Origin of the sequence: Hymenobacter sp. BT559 (genome assembly GCF_016427535.1) — a bacterium.
GTDB lineage: Bacteria > Bacteroidota > Bacteroidia > Cytophagales > Hymenobacteraceae > Hymenobacter.
The window spans coordinates 886,385-900,640 of the sequence record NZ_JAELXV010000001.1; the positions used below are offsets into that span (position 1 = coordinate 886,385).

Here is a 14,256-nt window from a genome sequence, read left to right on the forward strand (position 1 = left end):
AAGAGGTCAAAATTTAGGCATTATTATGCAACTGTGAAGCTTTGCAGCCATCTATACCTTACTTTCACGACCCCTATTGCTCCCTACACTTCACATTTTTTATGACATCCACTACTATCTCGCGGCTGGTGCTGGCCACGCTCGGCCTAGGTGGCCTGGCCGCCACCACGGCCTTTGGGCCGCCCGCCAAGCCGAATCCGCCCCAGAAAGGCATCGGCATCAACCTGGCTAACATCGATACGTCGGTGCAGCCGTGCGAAGACTTTTACCACTACGCCAATGGCGCTTGGCTGAAAAACAACCCCGTGCCAGCCGCCGAAACGCGCTGGGGCGCCTTTAACGAGCTGGCTAATAACAACCAGGCCGTAGAGCGCCGCATTCTGGAGAAAGCTGCCGCCAACCGCACCGCCAAGGCCGGCTCGAACGACCAGAAGGTGGGCGATTTCTACGCCGCCGCCATGGACTCGGTGGGCATCGAAAAGGCTGGCCTCAAGTACTTGCAGCCCCGCCTCGACGAGATTAAGAACCTCAAGAGCCTGGCCGATGTGCAGAAGTACATGGCCAGCCCGCACTACTCGGGCGGCTGGTACGGCATGGGCGTGGGCCAGGATAGCAAAAACAGCACCCAGTATGCTGTGCAACTGCGCCAGGGTGGCCTCGGCCTCGGCGACCGCGACTACTACCTCAAGCAGGATGGCCGCTCGAAAGCCGTGCGCACGGCCTACAAGGCCTACATGACCAGCATTTTCCAGCTCCTAGGTGACGCGCCAAGCCTGGCCGCCACCAATGCCGATGCAGTGTTGGCGCTGGAAACCAAAATTGCCGAGGCAAGCCGCGACCGTGTGGCTTTGCGCGACCGCCTCAAGAACTACAACAAGGTGCCCGTAGCCCAGGCTACTAAGGACTACCCCAACCTGAACCTGCCCCTGCGCCTGAAAGAAGCCGGCCTAGGTAGCGCCCAAGACGTCATTATTGGTCAGCCCGAGTTCCTGGCTTCGGTCAATAACCTAATGGCCAATACACCCATCGCCGACCAACAGCAGTACCTGCGCTGGAATCTGGTAGATGGTACTACTTCGGCCCTGCCCAAGGCTTATGGCGATGCCAACTTCCGCTTTCAGCAAGTGCTGACGGGTGCCAAGCAGCAGCAGCCCCGCTGGAAGCGCGCCCTGCGCGCCACTGATGGCGCCCTAGGGGAGGCCTTTGGCCAACTCTACGTCGATGAGGCGTTTTCGCCTGCTGCTAAGGCCCGCGCCAAGCAGATGGTCGAAAACCTGCGTGCCGCCTATGCCGAGCGCATTATGGCCACCGACTGGATGAGCGCGGCCACCAAGAAAGAGGCCATCCAGAAGCTAAATGCCTTCGCCGTAAAAATTGGTTACCCCGACAAGTGGAAGGACTACTCGAAGCTGAAAATCACCCGCGAGAGTGCCCTGCAAAACCTGTTTGCCACCGCCGAATGGCGCCGCGCCGACAATCTGGCTAAGTTTGGCAAGCCCATCGACCGGGGCGAGTGGGGCATGACGCCGCCCACTGTGAACGCGTATTACAATTCGAGCATGAATGAAATCGTGTTCCCGGCCGGTATCCTACAGCCCCCATTCTACGACCCCAAGGCTGACGACGCAGTGAACTACGGCGGCGTGGGCGCGGTAATCGGCCACGAAATGACCCACGGCTTCGACGACCAGGGCCGCCGCTCCGATGCCAAAGGCAACCTGCGCGATTGGTGGACCAAGGAAGACAATGAGAAGTTTAATGCCAAAGCCGACATGGTGGGCAAGCAGTACGACGCCTTCTCGCCCCTCGACTCGGTACATGTGAACGGCAAGCTGACCATGGGCGAGAACCTGGCCGACATTGGCGGCATCACTATCGCTTATCAGGCTTTCCAGAAGACAGCGCAGTTTAAGGGTGGCCAGAAGATTGATGGTTTCACGCCTGCTCAGCGCTTCTTCCTGGGCTACGCCCAAATCTGGCGTGCCAACCAACGCCCCGAGGCCCTGCGCCAGCAAGTGCAAACTGACCCGCACTCGCCCGGCCAGTACCGCACCAACGGCCCGCTCATGAACATGCCCGAGTTCTACGAGGCCTTCGGCTGCAAAGATGGCAACAAAATGGTGCGCGCCCAAGCCGACCGCTCGCGCATTTGGTAGGCTGTTTTTGAATTAGATGAAGAAAGCCCGGCCCTGGTGGCCGGGCTTTTTATTGTAGTGCAAGGGCGGCGCACCTAGGCCACCATAGTGCGTTCATTACTTTTGTTTAGCGATTATTACTACCCGTTAGCATTCTGATTTTCTACCATTGATTTATGAAAAAGATTATTCTTAGCCTAGGGCTGGCCGCCGCGCTGCTGGGCCCGCTGGCCCCGGCAGCTCATGCTTGGGGCTTCTTTGGGCATCGCGTTATCACGCAGGTGGCTATTTATGAGTTGCCGGCCAGCATGCAGGCGTTTTATTTCCGGCATATGCCGCAACTGGTGCGCCTGTGCACCGCCCCCGACGAGCGCCGCAACCAGGACAAGGCCGAGGCCAGCCGCCACTACATAGACATGGACCACTACGCCGAGGATAATCCCTTTGCCAAGATGCCCCGCGACTACGAAGGTGCCCAGGAGAAATTTACGGCCGATACGCTGCGTAAGTATGGCACTGTGCCCTGGACTGTGCTCGACAACCGCGCCAAGCTAGTCGAGGCCTTTCGTGAGCGCGATACCACGGCCATTGTCAAGTACTCGGCCGAGCTGGCGCATTACGTAGAAGATGCCTTCGTGCCATTGCATACCACCGTCAACTACGACGGCCAGCTCACCAATCAGAACGGCCTCCACAGTCTCTGGGAAAGCCAGTTGCCCGAGCGCTATATCCTTACCTATAAGCTGAGCGGCGACGAAGCTAAGGCGCCCGCCAACCCGCAGAACGCCATTTGGGAAGTGATACAGGGTAGCTACGGTTTCCTCACGGCCACTTTTGACCTCGAAACCAAGGCTAGCAAAAGCTTCACGCCCCAAACTAAGTACACCTACACCCACCGCTTTGGCAAAACCCAGCGCCGCTACTCCGACGCTTTCGCCGACGAGTACAACAAGCTGGTGGGCGGGCAGGTCGATTTTCGGATGCGCCAGGCTGCGCCCATGGTAGCTTCATTCTGGCTCTCGGCCTGGCAAGAAGCTGGCCGGCCCGACCTAGGTGGCCTCATGTACCCGAACAAGCTTAGCAAGGAAGAGAAGGAGAAGCTGGACGTGCAGCTAAAGGCTTTTAAAGCAAATACGCTGCCCCAAGACCAGCTGCTGCTAGCCCAGCAAAAAGAGAAAAAAGCTGAGGCCCCCGACGAGATAAAAGCCGCCGACCCCAACGAAGCCCTGCCGCCACCCGAGCCCGAGCCAACCCCCTCCGAAGAGCCCGCTGCTACCGTGACTACGCCCGCCGCCCCCGCCAAAGTGAAGGTGAAAACCAAAGGTGCCGCCGGTACCGAAAAAGCGAAAAGCAAGCCCAAGCCCGCCAGCTGGTAGGCTTGAGTGCAACACTCCGGTTGTCCTTGTAAGAAGGCCCGACGAAGCAACCTTTCTTTTAATTTGCTACTACTAGCGATTGTGAAGGAAAGGTTGCTTCATCGGGCCTCCTCGCAAGGACAACCGCTTGTTTTTTTAAAATATGTTTCTTCGCTCCCTTTTTGTAGTTGCTTCCCTAGGTCTGCTCGCCGCTTGTGGCTCGGCCGACAAGCCCGCCACTGCGCCTACCAAGGCCGACCTACCGGGCCCTGATATTGCGACGCTGACCGATAGCACGGCGCCGGCCGCGCTGCTTGCCTACGGCCAGCAATACCCAGGTTCGGAAGTGCTGTTTAAGACGCGCCTAGGTAACATTCGGGTGAAACTTTACGATGATACGCCTATTCACAAAGCCAATTTCCTGCTGCTGGCCCGGCGCGGCGTGTTCGACGAAACGGTGTTCAACCGGGTGGTGAAAAACTTTGCCGTGCAGGGCGGCCAAACCAGCGAGGCGCGCACCATTACGCTGCGGCGCTACCGCCTGCCGTCCGAAGTGCGGCCCAATCATTTTCACGTCAAGGGCGCCCTAGGCATGGCCCGCTACAGCGATGAGGAAAATCCGCAGCGCCTATCGTCCAACACCGACTTCTACTTCGTGGTGGGTAAAAAGCTGACGGCCGACGAGGCCCGCCGCAGCGCCAGCCGCCCCCTCACCCCCGAGCAGGCCCGCACTTATGCCGCCCGCGGCGGCGTGCCCGCGCTCGATGGCGCTTACACCATTTTTGGCGAAGTAATTGAAGGGCTGGACGTGGTCGACAAAATCTCACAAGTGCCCGTAAATCCCAACGATAAGTGGCCTGAGCAAGACGTGGGCATGCAGGTAATGGTGGTGAAGTAATTAGGTAGTTAGGATAAGTTGGGCGCGATGCTCGTAGGACCCCGCCCCCTCCCCTCCGGGAGAGGGGAGCCTAACGACTGGTCGCGTTCACTTACGCCCATTTGCGGTCGGCTCCCCTCTCCCGGAGGGGAGGGGGCGGGGGTGGGGTCGCACGAGCACCGAGTCTGCTATTCGCTCTTATATACCACGCCCGCTTTCATCACAAACCGAGGGCGGGTGAGAGTGGAGATATCCTGCAAGGGGTCGCTGTCTACGGCTACAACGTCGGCGTATTTGCCGGCTTCGAGGGCACCTAGGTTAGCGGGGTCGCCCAGGAGCTGGGCGGCGTTGAGGGTGGCGGCCCGGATGGCTTCGAGCGGTGGCATGCCGGCCTCGGTCATGTAGCCAAATTCCAAGGCATTTTGGCCGTGGCGATACACGCCAGCGTCGGTACCAAAGGCCACGCGCACGCCCGCCTTGTAGGCGCGCCCAAAAGTGCCCTGCATCACGGTGCCGATGCTGATGGCCTTGCCGGCCACTACGGCCGGGAAATAGCCAGGGTGGCGCCGCGCCGTGTCGGCCACCGACTTGCCGGCAATGAGGGTGGGCACGTACCAAGCCTTAGACCTCTTGAAAAGTGCAATGCCCTCGTCATCGAGCAGCGAGCCGTGGTCGATGCTGCTCACGCCGGCCCGCAGTGCCCGCTTAATGCCTTCGGGGCCGTGGGCGTGGCAGGCTACGGGCATGCCCAGGTCGCGAGCGGTTTCGACCACGGCCCTGATTTCTTCTTCGGTGTACTGCGGGCCGCTGCCGTTGGGGCTGAGGTCGAGCACACCGCCCGTGCTAGCGATTTTGATGAGGTCGGCGCCGCGCTTAAACTGCTCGCGCACAGCCTGCCGGCACTGGTCGGGCCCATTGGCAATGTTGCTGGGGTGGCCCAGCTTGTCCATCAGCTCGGCGCTGAGGCCGTCGCCTTCATCCATGTGCCCGCCGGTGGCCGAAATGGCCGTGCCCGCCGAGTAGATGCGCGGCCCCGGCACCAGGCCACGGTTCACGGCATTGCGCAGCGCCGTGTTCACGCCCGAGCCGCCGCAGTCGCGCACCGTGGTAAAGCCCGCCCGTAGCGTGGTCAGGGCGTAGCCTTGGGCGCGGTAGGCCACATCGGCCGGACCTAGGGTGAACTGCTCGGTAAAGGAGCTGCGGCTCTGCTGGCTTTCGAGGTGCACGTGGCAGTCGATGAGGCCGGGCAGCACCGTCTTGTTTTCGAGGTTAACGACCTTGTCCTGCGCCGTGGGGGCGGCTGTGTAGCCTGCCTGCACCGCCACGATGCGGTCCTTCTCCACCACTAGCGTTTGCTGAGTTAGCAGGCGGCCGCTGCGCACGTCGAGCAGGCGCCCACAGTGCAGGTAGGTTTTTTGGGCAAAAGCCGCGGGCCCGGCCAGCCCTAGGGTAGTGAGTAGGAGTAAGGAGCGAGTAAGCGTGCGCATAGACGAAAAGACGAAAAAGTGGTAATATTTCGTCGCAAGCTACGCGGTGGCCCGGCTTTCACCAACCCCCAGCAACTACTAGTCGTGTTCCGATTTCATAGGCTGCAACCGCGTGAGCAAATCGGTGAGATGCTGGTAGATAAAGTCGGCCGACTGCTGGCGCATGCTGTTGGCATCGCCCTTGAAGTGTGTGCGAAACTCGTGGATGTGCTTGTCGATAAAGATGGACACGAACACCGTGCCCACCGGCTTGTCGGGGGTGGCCGAAGGGCCGGGGCCGCATAGGCCAGTCACGGCCACGCACACATCGGCCTGAGGCAGGTGGCGGTGCAGGCCCATCACCATCTCGTTGGTGGTCTGCTGGCTTTCAGCCGAGTACAGCTCGATGGTCTCGGGGTTCACGCCCAGCAGCTGTTGCTTGGCCTGCACGTGGTAGGTCACCACCGAGCCCAGCAGCACGTCGCTGATGCCCTCGGCTGGGGCGAGTTGAGCGGCTACCAGGCCGCAGGTGCAACTCTCGGCCAACGCCAGGGTGAGCTTATACTGTAAAAAAAGCTTGACGAGGGGCGTGCAATCGGAAACGGGGGGAGCGGATTTCATAGGATGGGTAAAGCAAGCAGTCGCGTAACCCACACGTTACGCAGGCGTGGCGTTGTCGTGTTGCGGCCGCGCTTATCGGCCCTAGGTGCCAAAAACGCCGCTTCCGCCCTACGTTTGTGGCCCTAAGTCCAGCCAGCGCGCCGGTTATTTATTTCTATTCTTTTTTACCATGACAACCCAGGAAGAATTTGAGGCTGCCACCCAGCGCGCCCAGCAGCTGCCCGCCAAGCCCAGCAACACCGTGCTGCTCCAACTGTACGCGCTTTACAAGCAGGCTACCGAAGGCGACTCCACCGGCCCGCGCCCCGGCGGCTTCGACTTCAAAGCCATTGCCAAATACGACGCTTGGCACCAGCTCGCCGGCCTCAGCAAAGACGCCGCTCGCCAGCAGTACGTAGAGCTGGTAAACGAGCTGGCGGGTTAGTAAGTAGGGCTTAGTCGTTAGTGCTTAGTGCCTGGTTGTCGGTGCTTAGGCATAAATAGTAGTAGAAAAGCAAGTGCCAATAAGTGACAGCCAAGCACCAAGCACTAACAACTAAGCACTAAACAATGAATATTTCTCGCAAAAAGCCTAGCTACCCGCTTACGCCGGCCCTGCGCCAGTACCTGCGCGACTACGACCGCGAGGCGCCGCTGCCGGTGAGCTATGCCGACCTAGGGCGCTACAGCAACTCGTTTGCACTGCTCGACCGCACCGGGCGCGATACGCTCTGGCAAACCGTGTTCTACGAGCCGCACACGCTGCTGGAACTCAGCGCGGGCCTGGTGCAGGTATACGCGCTGCTCAAAACGGCCGGCGACCTGTCGTTTACCGAGCACCTGTTGGCCGACCGCATCGACTACTGTCGCTTCGGCAACTCCAACCCGTTTCGGGTGCGCATCCTCAACCAGCTCAACGACAACTACGACTACTTCTACGTGAAGAAGGCCGATGCCTCGCGCCTCTACGGCCTGGAGCTGGAGCATCTGCTGTCGCCCAATTCGATGAACTTCTTGGTTGATACGGGCAATACGCTCATCGAGGAGCACATTGCTGGTATTCCGGGCGACGACTTTATTCGGCTGCGCCTGCAATTGCCGCACCTCAACCAGGTGCGTATTGCCAAAGAGTTTGTGAAGTTTAACGAGCGCTGCTTTGCGCGCCTGCTCGGCGACATGCGGGCCTACAACTACGTCATCGACGTGACGCCCGACTTCGAAGACGAGCAGTACCGGGTGCGCGCCATCGACTTTGACCAGCAGAGCTACGAGGGCCGTCGCATTATGTACATGCCGCAGTATTTCAAGGACAACGGCCCCGTGGTGGACATGTGTGCCCGCCTGCTAAAGCCCGAAAGCCTGCGCCAGTACCAGGCCGAAGAGCGCACCCTGATGGCCCGCCGCGCCCGCGCCGAGCGCCACCGCCTCAAGGCCCTGCTCGACGTGATGCGCCGCCAGGAACTGGCTCCCACCGAAAAAATAGACGAGCTCAAAGGCGCCCTCAACCGCTACCATCGCACCACCAAATTTGACCACTGCGACTCGATGGGCGACGTAGTGCGCCAAAATCTCTGGCTGATGCTGGGCCCCAAAACGCTAGCCGCTGTAACGCCCTAGGTCGCTTGGCGATATACCCATTATTCTTACCCTAGGCGGCAAGGCCAAGCTGCCAATGTTTTATATGGTAGCTATTCAGCAACAAGGCGATACAGTAGTTTTTGCCGTAGAAGGCTGGCACAAGCTGTGGGCCCTGCGTAGCGAGCTGCGCATTCCGCGGGCGCACATCCTAGGTGCCCGGCGCGACCCCGAGGCGTCGAAAGCGTGGGGTATCCGGGCACCTGGTACGTCCGTGCCTGGCCTGCTCAAAGCCGGTACGTTTTATTTCGATAACACGGGCGATAACAAACCAACCTTCCTCGACGTGCAGCGCCGCGAAAACACGATAGTTGTGGACTTGGTGGATGAAGAATACAACCGCCTCATCATTGAGGTGGCTGACCCCGCGGCTGTAGTGGCGTTGTTGAGCTCCGCGGCAACCTAGGGGCTAGGTGGACTAACGAAATACAAAAGGGCAGGCTGGTCGCAACCAGCCTGCCCTTTTCTACAGAGGGGCGCTACTACACGGCGGGCTTGGGCGCGGGCAAGTCAAATGCCGTGGCATCGTGCTCGAAGTGGCCTTTGTGCGAGCCATCGCAGAAGGGTTTTTGGGCGCTCAGGCCGCAGCGGCAGATGCTGATGCGCTGGCGACCACCTAGGCCGTAGGGCTGGCCTTGAGCGTCTACAAGTTCGAAGTCGTCGCCTTCCACGCGGAGCGAGCCATTGGCGAGAACAGTAAGTTTGGTAGCCATTTGTTGAAATGAAAAGATTAAAATGAAAAGAGAATTGTATCCAAATAAAGATTTAATAAGATAAAGCCAACAAGAAAGACACCGAAGTAGATGAATACAGGCTTTGAGCTTTGATATGATTTCTGAAGCGAAGGATTCGAATACAAATAGCCATGTTTCTGAGGGTTAGGAAATCCTAACACATAGCCAAAAAAGCTGCCATAATTATCAAGAAGGGCCGCTATTTGTCTTTTGCGTGCAGGGTTAATCTCAATAGAATACGCTGCCTCTAAAGCATTTGTGATTTTGCTTATTCTCTTCTTGTTGTAAGCGACGAAAGCAAAAACATTGATTACTCCGCTGAGCGTAATCAAGATGTCAATAAGGTCTTTTAGTTTCACAAACCTTGGGGACGGTTACAGGTCTTTGCGCAGCACGAAGTCATTCATCCAATATGGGCCAATGGCGATGTCTTCCTCGCGGTGCTGGGCAAAGCCCTGGCGCTCGTAGAAGGCCAGTGCGGGGTTGTGACGGTTCACATTGAGCTCCAGCACGCGGCCACCGGCCTCGCGCACGGCCTGCTCCACTGCCATGATGAGCTGCTGACCTAGGCCCTGGCCCTGGTGCGAGGGCAGCACGTAGATTTTATTGAGGTGATACACGCCTTCGGGTTTCTCCGAAAATGAGGCGAAGCCGCTGGGCTGGCCCTCCACGTAGGCCAGCAAAAAGGCGTGGTGCTGGTCGCGCATTTGCTTGCGCAGCGAGGCTGGCGTGTAAATAACGCGGTACATGTACTCAATCTGCTCCTTCGAAATAATGAAGCGGTACGTAGGCTCCCAGGTAGCCTCGGCCAGGGCAATGATGGTAGGAATATCCTGCTCAGTAGCAGGCTGAATGTGCAGGGGCGCGGCCGGCGCGGCGGAAGCAGGAGCAGACATAAGTAACAAAAAGGTAAGCGAAGGTCGGCCATAAAACCGACTTTTGTGCCTTGCTAGGCATACGCAAAGCGCCTCTTGGCCGTTGACTAGCCCAATTTGGCCCGCAACTTGGTAGGTGGGCCTTGGTATTACTTTAGGTTTTTATTGTTCTTTACCCATGGCTTCTTTCCGCTTCTTCCGCCTCGCCGACTCTCGCCTTGTACTAGCTGGCCTACTGCTGGCTGCGCTGCCGCTGGCCGCCCAGGCCCAGCAGGCGGGCGACCTCACTGGCTCCCGGCCGCGCACCACGCCGCGCCCGGCCGCTAGCCAGCAAGTAAAAACCACTGCCACCGCCGATGCGGGCCTGGCTTCGCTGATAAAGGAAAGCGTGGACCTAAACCGCGCCACCGCCGACCAGATGCCCGAGCTCTACGGCCGCTTTATCGACGCCGTGCGCGAGCAGCGCCGCCAGTGGACCGAGCGCGACTGGGCCAACGCCAGCGACGCCCTCAGCCGCCTCAACGCCCGCTACGAAGTAGTGCGCACCGGCATCGATATGGAAGACCGTATCCGCATTCGGTCGTGGCAGGGCGAGTTTCGGACCTTGCAGGGCGCCCGCAAAGTCAACCAAAAGCTCGACGAGAAAAACGTGAACATCGAGAAGCCCTAAGCGCTCCTAGGTGCCTGGCACTGCCTGCTGCTGAAGCCAATGCCAGGCACCTAGGGGCTCGCGAAATACCCCAACCGTCATCAGGCGCCGGGCATCGACAATAAAGTCGGGGTAGCTGGGGGCACCGGTGGGGTCGGCCGAGGTCACAAAGGCCATGGCTTGCAGGCCGTGCCGCACGGCCCCCGGCAGCCACTCGTACTGCATCCAGGGCATGGCCTCGCTCCAGTCACCCGAGGCTTGGCTTTCATCGCTGAGCAGGCGGCGCGCGGCCGTGCCATCGGGCCGTAACCCAATAGCCACTCTGGTAGCCTCTACTACCGAGGCTGCCGTGAGGTGGCCGTGCCAACGCACCCACAGCGTATCATGCGCCGGAAAGTAGTCGAACTCCGCCAGCAGGGCGCCGTGGGCATCGGGCAAGGCCAGCAGGCGCTGCGCCGCTGTGGGTACGGATAGAAGCATAAGGGTAGGCGCAGAATGAACTTGATAAACAAGGTATAATACAAAAGCCGAAGTCTTGTACTGGTCTCCCGCCACTCGGCCGCTGCTGTGGCACTAGCTGGGCGGTGTTATCTTTGGGGTTCGGTTTTTGTAAAATCAAGAGCATCCCTGCGTCATGCACATTGCCATCGTCGGTAACATCGGAGCCGGCAAAACCACGCTGGCCCACAAGCTGGCCCAGCATTTTCGCTGGGAAGTGTTTCTGGAAGAGGTAGATGATAATCCTTATCTCAAGGACTTTTACGCCGATATGCCGCGCTGGGCGTTTCACTTGCAGGTGTACTTCCTCAACGGCCGCTTCCGCCAAACGCAGCGCATCAAGGAGATAGTGCAGCAGGGCAAAAGCGTAATTCAAGACCGCACGATATATGAAGATGCCCACATCTTCGCGGCCAACCTGCACGAGTCGGGCCAGCTCGTAGAGCGCGACTACCAGAACTACTACGCGCTGTTTGAGACGATGATAGGCCTCGTCAATCCGCCCGACCTGCTGCTCTACCTGCGCGCCGACCTGCCCAAGCTCATCGGCCAGATTGAGAAGCGCGGGCGCGACTACGAAAGCTCCATCAGCATCGAATACCTCAAAAACCTGAACGAGCACTACGAGCAGTGGATAGCCAACTACAAAGAAGGCAAGCTGCTCATCGTCGATGTCAATGAGCTCGACTACGTAAAGCGCCCCGAGGACCTAGGTGCCATCATTGAGCGCATCAATGGCAAGCTGTTCGGGCTGTTTTAGTAATGGTTAATGGTTAGTCATTAACAACTAACCATTAACTACTACTAATTAAGTATTCTCCAGCGCCGTATTCAGAAAGTCGACCCAGGGCCGGGCTGCCGCTATGCCCGCTACCACGCTACTGATAAAACCGGGACCTAGGACTTCTTCATCCGAAAACAGCCGGCCCACGCCGAAGCTCTTGAGCTTGAGCCAGGGCAGCTCGGGGTCGTCGGCGGCGTAGCCGCGGGGCGGGCGCGTGAGCTGTTCCGCGCTCATGTCCAGGCCCTTTGGGAAGTGCAGCAGCAGCTCGGGCGCCGCCAGCAAGCGGTGGAACTCGGCGCTGCTGTAGTGAATTTCCTGCCGAATGGCCGCCAGCTCGGGCGGGGTGGGGGTGAAGCGCCCTGCCCGCAGCCACGAGTGCCCGCCGGGGCTTAGGGCTAGGAAGTAGCCCGCCTGCAGTGCGTGCCGCCCGCCCGGCACCAGTCCCGAGCCAAAGCGCCGTTTGTAGGGCTCGGGGTCGGTCTGGCTGCGGTCGTTTTTATGCAGCCGAAACATCGCCTGTGTGGGAGTGAGGCCAGCCAGCTCGGGGGCCAGCGGCGTGGCTTGGCGCAACACTTCGGCCACGAGCGTAGCGAAGCTGTCGCGGGCGCGCACATACTCGGCGCGGTGCTCTTGCATCCAGGCCGTGTTGTTGTTGGCCGCTAGGCGGCTCAAAAAGTCTAAGACAAAAGCATTATCCATCGGAGGGGCTGCGTGCACAGCGGTGGGCGGGTGCGGCGCAAGCGTAGCATACGGCTTTGCCGGCATCGAGTAGCGCCGCCGAGCGCTTACTGCCTGCCCGGCTACCAGCCGAAGGTTAGTGTCTAGTGCCTGGTACGCAAGGCAGGAGCTCTAGATGGAGTAGCCATACTTAATTGCCTAGCAACTCTCCGGTACTATTCAGGGTAAAAAGAGTAAAAAACTTAGCGATAACGCTGCGATAGTAGTAATCCTAAGTGGTTTACACAAGTATCTTCGTTGGCGCAATTCTGGCACTGCTTCCTCTCCCATGTCTGCTCTCCCTCCTCTGTCGCAAGACAGCGATACCAATCCGGCCGAGCTGGCAGACGTGCTGTTGGCTTCTTCTCCAACCGGAATGCTGCTGCTGAGACCAGTGTATGGCAGTGATGACGAGTGTATTACGGATTTCGACTGGGTGAGGCTTAATGCTGCTGCTCAACACTTGCTGCAGTTGCCCGAGCAGCCGGGCGCCTCGCTACTGACGCTTTTCCCGGCCGCTGCGTCGTGTGGCGCGTTTGCGTTTTACCGCGAGGCCTTTCGGGCGGGCCAGGCGCCCCACAGCTCCAATTGGTATCAGCACGATGGGCTTGCGGGGTATGCCATCCGAGCTGCGCAACGCTGCGGGCAGCTACTGGTGGTTAGCCTGGACGATGCTGGTAGCCAAACGCACGCGGCCGCGACGCTCGTGGTGCCTAGCCAAGGCGCTGAGCGCCCGGCGCCGCTGGCCGCGCAGCAAGGCCTGTTGCAGCAGCTGTTGCGGCAGGTGCCCGCTGCGGTGGCCATTCTCAGCGGCCCCGAACACTACTATGCGTCCTTCAACGACCGCTACCAGGCGCTCTCAGCCCACCGGGCAGAGGTAGGGCAGCGCGTAGCCCAGGTTATGCCGGAGCTGGTAACCCAGGGCTTTATCAGCCTGCTCGACCAAGTGTACGCCACGGGGCAGCCATTTACGGGCACCGACCGGCCCGTGCAGTTCTTCGACTACACCACCGGCCACGCCGAGCAGCGCTACATCGACTTTACTTACCAGCCGCTGGCCGATGAGCAAGGACAAACCCAGGGGATACTGGCCTTCCTGGTTGACACTACCGAGCGGGTGCTGGCCCGCCAGCAGGTAGAAGCTGCCAACCGCGAGCTAGCCATCATCAACACGCGCCTTACGCGTACCAACGCCGACCTCGATACCTTCGTGTACTCGGCGTCGCACGACCTGCGGGCGCCCATTGCCAACATCGAGGGCCTGCTCGCGGCCCTGCGCCAAGAGCTGCCCCTTGAAGCCTGGCAGGCCGAGCTGGTGCCCCGCCTGCTAGAGCTCATGGACGGCGCCGTGGCGCGCTTTCAGCAAACCCTAGGGTACCTGACGGAAGTGACGCGGCTGCAGCCCGAAGCCCTGGGCCACGCCAACGAGCTAGTCGACCTGCCGGCCCTGGTCGAGGCCGTGCGCCTCGACATCCTGCCCGAGCTAACGGCGACCGGCGCCACGCTCACCGTAGACTTGGCCGCGTGCCCACAGCTGCTGGCGTCGCCCAAGCTGCTGCGTAGCATATTCTATAATTTTCTCTCCAACGCCATCAAGTACCGGTCGCCCGACCGCCCGCCGCTGATACATCTGCGCTGCCGCCGCGCCACGCCGGGCTACCTGACCCTAGAAGTGCAAGACAACGGCCTGGGCCTGAGCGAGCAGCAGCAAGGCGTACTATTCCAGTTGTTCAAGCGCTTGCATAGCCACGTGCCCGGCTCGGGAGTAGGGCTCTACATGGTTAGGAAGATGGTCGACAATGCGGGCGGCTTGCTCACGGTGCACAGCCAGCCGGGGGTAGGGTCCACGTTTGCCGTTTCGCTGCCGCTATCGGCTAAGCCGCTGCCGTAGCGGGCAGCCCACTGAGGCTACCTAGGGCTTTGGGTAGCGG

At 59.9% G+C, this 14,256-nt stretch carries 16 protein-coding genes; 9 read left to right on the plus strand and 7 right to left on the minus strand.

Features of this window, described 5'->3' with window-relative positions; translation table 11 throughout:
• The first annotated feature begins 101 nt into the window (after positions 1–101).
• From JAO77_RS03645 to JAO77_RS03655, 3 genes are all read left to right on the plus strand, one after another.
• Positions 102–2,156 (plus strand): M13 family metallopeptidase, encoded by a 2,055-nt coding sequence (locus JAO77_RS03645; RefSeq protein WP_198988937.1) that lies wholly within the window; start codon positions 102–104, stop codon positions 2,154–2,156.
• Between the two features lie 155 nt (positions 2,157–2,311).
• Positions 2,312–3,511: a zinc dependent phospholipase C family protein gene (locus JAO77_RS03650; protein ID WP_198988938.1), complete on the plus strand. Its 1,200-nt coding sequence runs from the start codon at positions 2,312–2,314 to the stop codon at positions 3,509–3,511.
• Between the two features lie 142 nt (positions 3,512–3,653).
• Positions 3,654–4,388: a peptidylprolyl isomerase gene (locus tag JAO77_RS03655; protein ID WP_198988939.1), complete on the plus strand. Its 735-nt coding sequence runs from the start codon at positions 3,654–3,656 to the stop codon at positions 4,386–4,388.
• Between the two features lie 167 nt (positions 4,389–4,555).
• On the opposite strand, the gene JAO77_RS03660 is transcribed toward JAO77_RS03655, so the two are convergent.
• Positions 4,556–5,854 (minus strand): metal-dependent hydrolase family protein, encoded by a 1,299-nt coding sequence (locus JAO77_RS03660; RefSeq protein WP_198988940.1) that lies wholly within the window; start codon positions 5,852–5,854, stop codon positions 4,556–4,558.
• A 78-nt stretch (positions 5,855–5,932) separates the two neighbouring features.
• Positions 5,933–6,454 carry a CinA family protein gene (locus JAO77_RS03665; RefSeq protein WP_198988941.1) on the minus strand — a complete coding sequence of 174 codons (522 nt, stop codon included), beginning with the start codon at positions 6,452–6,454 and terminating at the stop codon, positions 5,933–5,935.
• A gap of 169 nt (positions 6,455–6,623) precedes the next feature.
• On the opposite strand from JAO77_RS03665, the gene JAO77_RS03670 reads away from it, so the two are divergent.
• The 3 genes from JAO77_RS03670 (at position 6,624) to JAO77_RS03680 (ending at position 8,474) form a co-directional block, all read left to right on the plus strand.
• On the plus strand, positions 6,624–6,878 hold the full coding sequence (locus JAO77_RS03670) for an acyl-CoA-binding protein (protein ID WP_198988942.1): 255 nt from the start codon (positions 6,624–6,626) through the stop codon (positions 6,876–6,878).
• A gap of 125 nt (positions 6,879–7,003) precedes the next feature.
• The gene (locus JAO77_RS03675) at positions 7,004–8,050 is read left to right on the plus strand and encodes a hypothetical protein (RefSeq protein ID WP_198988943.1); all 1,047 of its coding nucleotides are present in this window, start codon (positions 7,004–7,006) and stop codon (positions 8,048–8,050) included.
• Positions 8,051–8,114: 64 nt separating this feature from the next.
• Positions 8,115–8,474, plus strand: a complete 360-nt coding sequence (locus JAO77_RS03680; protein WP_198988944.1) for a hypothetical protein — start codon at positions 8,115–8,117, stop codon at positions 8,472–8,474.
• Between the two features lie 76 nt (positions 8,475–8,550).
• Here JAO77_RS03680 and JAO77_RS03685 read toward each other — a convergent pair whose 3' ends face one another.
• Genes JAO77_RS03685 through JAO77_RS03695 form a run of 3 tightly spaced genes read right to left on the minus strand, consistent with a single transcriptional unit; the run spans position 8,551 to position 9,698 of the window.
• Positions 8,551–8,781 (minus strand): CDGSH iron-sulfur domain-containing protein, encoded by a 231-nt coding sequence (locus tag JAO77_RS03685; RefSeq protein WP_198988945.1) that lies wholly within the window; start codon positions 8,779–8,781, stop codon positions 8,551–8,553.
• Between the two features lie 17 nt (positions 8,782–8,798).
• Positions 8,799–9,161, minus strand: coding sequence for a hypothetical protein (locus tag JAO77_RS03690; RefSeq protein WP_198988946.1), 363 nt, complete (start codon positions 9,159–9,161; stop codon positions 8,799–8,801).
• 15 nt (positions 9,162–9,176) lie between these two features.
• Positions 9,177–9,698: a GNAT family N-acetyltransferase gene (locus JAO77_RS03695; protein ID WP_198988947.1), complete on the minus strand. Its 522-nt coding sequence runs from the start codon at positions 9,696–9,698 to the stop codon at positions 9,177–9,179.
• Positions 9,699–9,855: 157 nt separating this feature from the next.
• Between JAO77_RS03695 and JAO77_RS03700 the strand changes: the two genes are divergently transcribed.
• The gene (locus tag JAO77_RS03700; protein ID WP_198988948.1) at positions 9,856–10,347 is read left to right on the plus strand and encodes a hypothetical protein; all 492 of its coding nucleotides are present in this window, start codon (positions 9,856–9,858) and stop codon (positions 10,345–10,347) included.
• A gap of 6 nt (positions 10,348–10,353) precedes the next feature.
• Here JAO77_RS03700 and JAO77_RS03705 read toward each other — a convergent pair whose 3' ends face one another.
• The gene (locus JAO77_RS03705) at positions 10,354–10,806 is read right to left on the minus strand and encodes a hypothetical protein (RefSeq protein WP_198988949.1); all 453 of its coding nucleotides are present in this window, start codon (positions 10,804–10,806) and stop codon (positions 10,354–10,356) included.
• 154 nt (positions 10,807–10,960) lie between these two features.
• On the opposite strand from JAO77_RS03705, the gene JAO77_RS03710 reads away from it, so the two are divergent.
• On the plus strand, positions 10,961–11,584 hold the full coding sequence (locus JAO77_RS03710; protein ID WP_198988950.1) for a deoxynucleoside kinase: 624 nt from the start codon (positions 10,961–10,963) through the stop codon (positions 11,582–11,584).
• Positions 11,585–11,632: 48 nt separating this feature from the next.
• Here the strand turns inward: JAO77_RS03710 and JAO77_RS03715 are convergent, their stop codons facing one another.
• Positions 11,633–12,280 carry a DUF2461 domain-containing protein gene (locus JAO77_RS03715; RefSeq protein ID WP_213019311.1) on the minus strand — a complete coding sequence of 216 codons (648 nt, stop codon included), beginning with the start codon at positions 12,278–12,280 and terminating at the stop codon, positions 11,633–11,635.
• Between the two features lie 334 nt (positions 12,281–12,614).
• On the opposite strand from JAO77_RS03715, the gene JAO77_RS03720 reads away from it, so the two are divergent.
• Complete coding sequence (locus JAO77_RS03720; protein WP_198988952.1) at positions 12,615–14,216, plus strand: sensor histidine kinase; 1,602 nt, start codon at positions 12,615–12,617, stop codon at positions 14,214–14,216.
• Positions 14,217–14,256: the final 40 nt, after the last annotated feature.

Coding starts and splice junctions, on each gene's coding strand:
- JAO77_RS03645 (WP_198988937.1), top strand. CDS start 102: ATGACATCCACTACTATCTCGCGGCTGGTGCTGGCCACGCTCGGCCTA.
- JAO77_RS03650 (WP_198988938.1), top strand. CDS start 2,312: ATGAAAAAGATTATTCTTAGCCTAGGGCTGGCCGCCGCGCTGCTGGGC.
- JAO77_RS03655 (WP_198988939.1), top strand. CDS start 3,654: ATGTTTCTTCGCTCCCTTTTTGTAGTTGCTTCCCTAGGTCTGCTCGCC.
- JAO77_RS03660 (WP_198988940.1), bottom strand. CDS start 5,854: ATGCGCACGCTTACTCGCTCCTTACTCCTACTCACTACCCTAGGGCTG.
- JAO77_RS03665 (WP_198988941.1), bottom strand. CDS start 6,454: ATGAAATCCGCTCCCCCCGTTTCCGATTGCACGCCCCTCGTCAAGCTT.
- JAO77_RS03670 (WP_198988942.1), top strand. CDS start 6,624: ATGACAACCCAGGAAGAATTTGAGGCTGCCACCCAGCGCGCCCAGCAG.
- JAO77_RS03675 (WP_198988943.1), top strand. CDS start 7,004: ATGAATATTTCTCGCAAAAAGCCTAGCTACCCGCTTACGCCGGCCCTG.
- JAO77_RS03680 (WP_198988944.1), top strand. CDS start 8,115: ATGGTAGCTATTCAGCAACAAGGCGATACAGTAGTTTTTGCCGTAGAA.
- JAO77_RS03685 (WP_198988945.1), bottom strand. CDS start 8,781: ATGGCTACCAAACTTACTGTTCTCGCCAATGGCTCGCTCCGCGTGGAA.
- JAO77_RS03695 (WP_198988947.1), bottom strand. CDS start 9,698: ATGTCTGCTCCTGCTTCCGCCGCGCCGGCCGCGCCCCTGCACATTCAG.
- JAO77_RS03700 (WP_198988948.1), top strand. CDS start 9,856: ATGGCTTCTTTCCGCTTCTTCCGCCTCGCCGACTCTCGCCTTGTACTA.
- JAO77_RS03705 (WP_198988949.1), bottom strand. CDS start 10,806: ATGCTTCTATCCGTACCCACAGCGGCGCAGCGCCTGCTGGCCTTGCCC.
- JAO77_RS03710 (WP_198988950.1), top strand. CDS start 10,961: ATGCACATTGCCATCGTCGGTAACATCGGAGCCGGCAAAACCACGCTG.
- JAO77_RS03720 (WP_198988952.1), top strand. CDS start 12,615: ATGTCTGCTCTCCCTCCTCTGTCGCAAGACAGCGATACCAATCCGGCC.